Source organism: Brevibacterium sanguinis (assembly GCF_039528855.1).
GTDB classification, from domain to species: Bacteria; Actinomycetota; Actinomycetes; order Actinomycetales; family Brevibacteriaceae; genus Brevibacterium; species Brevibacterium sanguinis.
On record NZ_BAAAMB010000027.1, the window covers coordinates 1 to 739 of the forward strand.

Genomic DNA, 739 nt, shown 5'->3' on the forward strand with positions numbered 1-739 from the left:
TGTACAGGTGGTGCAGGTGGGTCATTCCCTGGTGGTATCCGCTGCGGTGGAGGTCGCCCCAGCTCATTGGGACGATCGGCGCTCCGGAGGGCAGGTCGCGGGCATGTGACTCGGCGTCTGCCACCGCATCCTTATCGGTTGCTTCTCGGCTCCAGTTGCCGTTCGCGGATTTGCCGTACACCTTCCACGGAACGCGGCGACGGCGTTCGTGTGCCTCCCCCGTCCATGGATCGACCACGTTCTCGAGGACGCGCTTCCAGTCGTCGGGTGAGCCCATATGACCGCACGAACACGTGAAGCGATCGTCGAACCGCAGAGGGCCGTACCGCACGCGTGTGTCGGCGTAGGTCGTCTCGACCCCGCAGCGCGGGCATTCCACGACGTCGCTCCAGATGATCTGCCGAACGACGCCATCCTGCCCGTCTGGGCCCTTGGTGTGATAGAGCGAAGGCTCCAGCTTCGACGCGGCGTCGACGAGTCGCCTGGCAGCAGTCGCGAAAGCCTCCGGCTCCGGTGCGTGCGTCATCACACGCGACAGGAGGGTGCCGATCTCGGAGAGCTCGTAGACAGTGGCATTCCGCGCGCCCCACCGTGGATTCATCCCGCGCTCAGCGGCAAGTGCAAGCATCCGCTTAGTCGGCCGCTCGCAGAGCAGTGCCGCGATTCCGGTGGTGCCCGATCCGCCGAAGACGTCCAGGACGTGATCGCCGGGCTCGGTGTGGCACGCGATGAATAGCGC

At 65.9% G+C, this 739-nt stretch carries 1 protein-coding gene; it reads right to left on the reverse strand.

Features of this window, described 5'->3' with window-relative positions:
- A partial coding sequence (locus ABD154_RS17930; protein ID WP_344251854.1) for a DNA methyltransferase occupies positions 1-739 on the reverse strand: 739 nt, incomplete at both ends.